Raw genomic sequence first — 5,487 nt, forward strand, 5'->3', positions numbered from 1 at the left:
TCCTCACCCTGGGCGCTCAAAGTAGCAGCCGCCGCCGCACACAGCAGCAGTGAACGAAATTTTTTCATGGTCTCTCCTTCGGTTAAATTTTGTAGATTTGTTTCGTAATTATACCTTGAAATTTAAGAGCGCGAGCTTGATTTTTAACGAATATATTTTTGTGGAATTTTATTTTGTGGCGACTCTATTTTCTTTTGATTTGGCTTTAGCCCGACGCTTTACGCGGCTAAATTTAGACGCCATTAGCTGCTAAATTTACATTTCAATTTAGCTCGCTCACGCAAATTTTATAAATTTTGGCGCCTTTTAAAAGAGCTAAATATTCGCCGTTCCCGTACGAGCCGTAGCCCTCATTTTTGTTATTTTTCGAGCAGTCTGCGCCGAGAAAATTTAGGCTGATTTTTCTGTCGAATTCTAGCGTTTCGCCTTTAAATTTAAACAAAAACAGCTCATCTTTGTCGTTATCAGCCGGGTAAAACAGCACGCTTCGCTCATTTAGCGCGAAGTCGCGGCTCGCAAAAATATAATCGCTCTTTAAAAATTCTAACTCGCACGTTTCAATAGCCGCGGAGCCCGGTTTGTAAGAACTGATTTTCGGAGTATACGCCGTGGCTTGCCCGTCCTTGATACGCACGAAATCAAAGCTACTGCAATAGTGCGCGTAGCACGCGCCGCCAAATAGATTTATCGCGTAGCAGTCGTGAATCCGGCTGAGGTCAAATCCATAGAGCTTTTCGCCCGCCTCGTTCCAAACGGCGAGTTCGCACTCGTCTCCGCCGAAGTTGCCGAAGAGCCCGTCGCCAAAATATGAAACGTAGAGCCGCCTGCCTTGTGCTATGATCTTTGCTATGCCGTCGCCCACGCAAATTTTGCCCGTCCGGGCGCCCAGCTCATCGATAAATTTTAAATTTTCCTCGCTGCGTTTTAGCTTCTCATCGTAGCGCGAGCGAGCGTTTAATAGCGCCCAACGGCTTGGAAAATCCACGGACACGGCGAAGTGGTAGCCGTTTTCGTCCGCGCCGGTTTTTATCTCGCGCAGCCGCCCATCTTGCATAAATTTTATGACGTATTCGCCCGCATCCTCGCATAGAAAATATATCTCGCCGCGCTCGGTGATGCCGATGCTGACGAGCTCTCGCGCCTCTTTTGGCGTTAGTTCATAGCAAGGGGTTAAATTTAACCGCGATTCTTTGATTTTAATGGACTTTGACATTTTGATTTTTCAAATTTTACCGCTAAAGCCCGTTTTTGCCGCGTCGCGGTAGAAATCGATCTGATCTTTTTTGATGATGCGGATATAGTCGGTGCTGCCCGGATGGCCGCTTTGAAAGCCCGCCGTCATCACGTAGGTGCCGCCTTCTTCGATGAGCCCCCGCTGCAGAGCCTCGCTTATGATACGTGCGAGCAGCGAGTTGATGCTCGTTTTTTCCTTAACCATCGCTGGATTTACGCCCCACACGAGACTTAGCGCGTGCGCGGTCTGCTCGTCGTGTGCGATTGCGATGATGTCGATTTTGGCGCGGTTACGTGCGAGTTTGATCGCCGAGCGCCCCGAGCCCGTGATCGAAAGTATCGCGCCCGCGCCCAGCCTTGCGGCAAGAGCTGCTGTGCTTGAAGTGATCATATCGGTCTCGTCGTAGAAATCGTAATCGTTAAATTTGTCGTAAGGATAGATCTTTTCGGTCTCGCGGATCGTCTCGCTCATCGCGGCGACCACGGCTGCGGGGTTTTTGCCGATAGCGCTTTCCTCGCTTAGCATCACGGCGTCGGTGCCGTCGAGCACGGCGTTTGCGACGTCGCTGATCTCGGCTCTGGTGGCGCGCTCGTGCTCGGTCATGCTAAGCATCATCTGCGTTGCAGTGATGACGGGCTTTGAACGGGCGTTGGCTAACGCGATGATGCGCTTTTGGATGCGCGGGATCTCATAAAACGGCATTTCGATGCCTAGATCTCCGCGCGCGACCATTATGCCGTCGCTTGCTTCGATGATCTGCTCTATATTTTCGACCGCGTCGAATTTCTCGATCTTGGCGTAAATTTTAGCTTTTGAGCCCAGCGAGTTTAAAATTTCGCGCACGCGCAGGATGTCGTTTTGCGACTGCACGAAGGAGATGCCTACGAAATTTACGCCGTGCGCCGCGCCCCAGCGCAGATCCTCGAGGTCTTTTTGCGTGATGACGTCGATATTTAGGCGGGTGTTTGGGAAGTTCACCCCCTTATTCGAGCTTAAAAAGCCGTCGTTTTCAAGCACCGCTCGCACGCCTTGCTCGCTTACCGCGACTACCTTGGCGCGGATCGAGCCGTCGTAGAGGTAGATAAACTCGCCCGCCTTCATCAGCGGCAAAATTTCTGGGTGGTTGATACACAGCTCGTATTCGCCTTCCGCGGTCTTTTTGCCGATCATTTCGCGAGGAAGGAAGGTGATTTTATCGCCCGTTTTTAGTTTAAAATTTTCCTCGAGTTTGCCGACGCGGATCTTTGGACCGCTGATGTCCTGAAAGACGCCTACGCGCACGCCTAGGCTCTTTTCTACGGCGCGGATTTTGTTTAAATTTGCCTCGTGATACTCGTGCGTGCCATGGCTGAAGTTCATCCTAAAGGCGTTGCAGCCCGCCTTTACCATCGCGCTCATCATCTCTTCGCTGTCGCTTGCGGGTCCGATGGTCGCTAAAATTTTGGTTTTTTTAAGCATCTTTTCTCCTTTAAATTTAAAATTTATCGCCGCATTAGGCGAAATTTTACGTGAAATTTTGAAATTTCTAAATTTGCTAGGCAAAGGAATTTTAAAATTTTATGGCTCGAGAGAATTTTAGAATTCCTAAGGCACGGCGAAATTTTAAAATTTCATAGCTTGCAGTGCAGGTTAAATTCTAAAAATCTGCGTTTGAATGAAATTTTAAAACTCTCTAGATGTGAAGCGCGAGCAAAATTTTAAAATCCTCGCCGAAGTAAAATTTTAAAATTTTTGCCCGAGCAAAATTTAAAAATTCCTCTTTATTGCATCATTTCCGCGTCAAATTTTGCATCATCAAAGCTCGCTCCTAAATATTCGCAAGCACTTTTTGCGTCGCGAAGTGCGTTGCCTAAGCAGCTCGTAGCGCCGGGGCTTGGGGTCATATTAAAGATAATCCCCGGATTTTCGCCTATTCTTGCTTCGCCTAAAAGCAGCTTTTTTTGCGAGTGTGAGATTACTTGCGGGCGCACGCCGCCAAAGCCCTTGGCATAATAAATATCCTCCTCGCGGATGCTAGGTATGATCTTGCGCGCATTTTTGACGAAAAGCTTTTTACCTAAAATCGGTATCTCAAAGCCTATATTGCGGATTAAGAAGTCCCTTACCTCGCTATCGCCAAAATTTTGCCAAATGACCTTGGCTACGTCCATGTCAAAATTTAATGATTGAAAAAATTCCGGCACCGAACGACAGCCCTTGTAGCGCTCGAGCTTCGGTAGCGTAAGTGCGGTAGGGCCAAATCTCGTGCAGCCGTCCGCCAAAAGATCGGGGTCGCCGTGAAGCGCGGCAAATGGAAGCTTTGGGTTTTGCACCATGTAAACCTTGCCGTTTAGAAGTTTTTGCTTGGTTAGATAAAAGCTGCCCGCGATGCAGATCGTGCTAAGATCCTGCCCAAGCCCCATTTTGTGCGCCAGCCACAGCGAGTGGGCGCCTGCATCTACGACTACGAAATCGGAGCTTAGCGAGAGTCTATTTGCTGTGCGGATATAGAACTTATCGCCTACTTTAGTGATGTTTTGCACTTCGGTGTTTAGGTACAGATCGCAGGTTTTGCCCTCCACGTTTTTAGCGTTTTGCACGAAGGAATTCGCCATCGCGCCGTAATCGATCGTCGTGTAAACTCCCGATTGCACGCCCATTGCTACGATATCCTCCGCTCGCTCCTCGCCGCGTCCGTCAAAAACTAGCTTGGGCTCAATTTTCTTAAGTGCTTCCTTGCCGAAAAGTTGCAGATACGGATAAAGCTCTTTAAATTTCTCAAATCGGTCTTTAATTAGCTCTATCTCGCTTTCGCCCACGCCAAGAGCCATTTTCTGCCCCTGAAATAAAAATTTATTCTCATATCCGTGCTTTTGGCAATATTTCACGATCATATCCGCCTTGCGCTTGACTTCGGTCGCTTTTTGCAGGTCGTAGTTGGTCTCGATGTCGCCGCAATGAATCGTCTGAGAGTTTGCGCTGGCTTTAGAATTTAGCGTCGCAAGCCCTTCGTATTTTTCAAGTAGAGCGATATTTTTGATCCCGCTAAATTCTGCCAGCACGTACGCTAGCGCGCTGCCCGTGATACCGCCGCCTATGATGATTACTTCGTAATGTTTTTCTTGCATGCCCTTTCCTTATCGAATTTGGCTACAATTGTGCGAAAATTTCGCTTAAAAGCTAGTTATAAAAGCGTGAATTTAGATGATTTTATATAAAATTCGCACCATTTCATTTTGGGAGTAGTATATGAAAAAATCGATTCTTGTCGGATTAAGTTTGATTATAGCCACGTCGCTGTGGGGCGCAGATAAGAAAGTTTATCGCCTTAAGCTAGCTCAGACTTACGAGCTTAGTATGCCTATCGTAGGCGATGTCGCCAAGCGGATGGCAGATCTTGCAGATAGTATGTCTGATGGCAGACTAAAAATCAGCATCGACGCGCCTAGCAAACATAAAGCACCTTTTGCGATCTATGATATGGTTAAAAACGGACAATACGATTTAGGCTATACTGCGAGCTACTATTATAAAGGTAAAAATAGCGCAAATATGCTGTTTACGACGGTGCCTTTTGGTATGACGAAAGATGAGCAACACGCTTGGTATTACTTCGGCGGAGGCAAGGAGCTAGCCGATAAATTCTATGCTAAAAGCAATCTAAAGGTCTTTAATATCCTAAATAGTGGCATGCAGATGGGTGGTTGGTTTAAAAAAGAGATTAATACGCTAGATGATTTAAAAGGGCTTAAATTTAGAATTCCAAGCTTTGGCGGGGAGGTTATGAGCCGCCTTGGCGTCGCAGTCGCTACGATACCGGTAGGTGAGCTATATATGGCGCTAGAGATGGGCACCATCGATGCGGTCGAGTGGGCAAGTCCTAGCTTTGATATACCTCTAGGCTTTCACAAGGTCGCAAATTACTATTATACGGGATGGCAAGAACCCGCTAGCGAGCAGCAGATTGTGATAAATCTACAAACTTGGCAGAAGCTTCCTAAAGACTTGCAAAATATCCTAGAGGCTTCGATCGCAAAGGCGCGCGAATACGCAGAAAACGAGACGTTTTATAAAAATGTAATAATTTGGGACGAGATCAAAAAGAAATATCCGAACGTTCAGATTCGCTCTTTTTCACCTGAGATTATGCGTGCGCTTCGCAAAGCGACGGATGAAATTCTAGCCGAAGAAAGCGAGAAAAATCCCGATTTCAAAGAGATTTGGGAGAGCCAAAAGGCGTTTTTAGCTAAAGCTAGAACGTGGACGAAGATGGG

The 5,487-nt window shown here is 47.2% G+C and carries 4 protein-coding genes; 1 reads left to right on the forward strand and 3 read right to left on the reverse strand.

The genetic code is table 11. The annotated features are described in order from the left end of the window. Positions 1–262: 262 nt before the first annotated feature. The 3 genes from Q0614_RS03980 to Q0614_RS03990 form a co-directional block, all read right to left on the reverse strand. Complete coding sequence (locus Q0614_RS03980) at positions 263–1,213, reverse strand: hypothetical protein (protein WP_298786697.1); 951 nt, start codon at positions 1,211–1,213, stop codon at positions 263–265. 9 nt (positions 1,214–1,222) lie between these two features. Next, a complete protein-coding gene (gene pyk, locus Q0614_RS03985) occupies positions 1,223–2,692 on the reverse strand; it encodes a pyruvate kinase (protein ID WP_298786699.1) in 1,470 nt (489 codons plus the stop codon). Between the two features lie 302 nt (positions 2,693–2,994). Beyond that, positions 2,995–4,341, reverse strand: a complete 1,347-nt coding sequence (locus tag Q0614_RS03990) for an FAD-dependent oxidoreductase (protein ID WP_298786701.1) — start codon at positions 4,339–4,341, stop codon at positions 2,995–2,997. Positions 4,342–4,462: 121 nt separating this feature from the next. On the opposite strand from Q0614_RS03990, the gene dctP reads away from it, so the two are divergent. Then, the coding region (gene dctP, locus Q0614_RS03995) for a TRAP transporter substrate-binding protein DctP (RefSeq protein WP_298786703.1) at positions 4,463–5,487 on the forward strand (1,025 nt) is incomplete at its 3' end.

This window comes from uncultured Campylobacter sp. (assembly GCF_937997595.1).
Classification (GTDB): domain Bacteria; phylum Campylobacterota; class Campylobacteria; order Campylobacterales; family Campylobacteraceae; genus Campylobacter_B.